The 384-nt window shown below is 64.8% G+C and carries 1 protein-coding gene; it reads right to left on the bottom strand.

Going from position 1 to position 384, the window contains the following annotated elements; all coding sequences use genetic code 11:
* Positions 1-62 precede the first annotated feature (62 nt).
* Positions 63-384 (bottom strand): hypothetical protein (locus V2J85_RS41060; RefSeq protein WP_330824451.1); only part of this gene is annotated, 322 nt, incomplete at its 5' end.

The raw sequence follows: 384 nt of genomic DNA, 5'->3' as shown, positions 1-384 counted from the left end.
CACGAAAAGGCCGCCCGGCATATGCGGGCGGCCTATGCAGATACGTTTCAGCCGTGCTGTTCTCAGCCCTGTTGGAAGAGCTCAGCGGGAAGGGGCTTGAGAAGGGTGTACAGATCGTCGGTGATGGGCCGGTCCCAGCTGGCGATGGTCACGAGGACCCCGTCGCTCCGGTCGAACTGGACGCAGGCGATACGGCTCTCCGAGAGCTTCACCCGGCGCACGATCAGCAGGTTGTCACCCTGCATCACGGGGACGTCCTCGCTGCTGACGACCTCGATCGGCTCGTCGTTCTCCAGGGCCAGCAGCAACTGCGCGACCTCGAAGGGAACCTGGCCCTCCTCGGTCTCACGGGCGGGCGAACCGGCCGGGAGATTACCGATGATC

This window comes from Streptomyces bugieae (genome assembly GCF_036352915.1).
Classification (GTDB): Bacteria; Actinomycetota; Actinomycetes; order Streptomycetales; family Streptomycetaceae; genus Streptomyces; species Streptomyces endophytica.
This window is presented reverse-complemented; position numbering and strand designations above follow the sequence as displayed.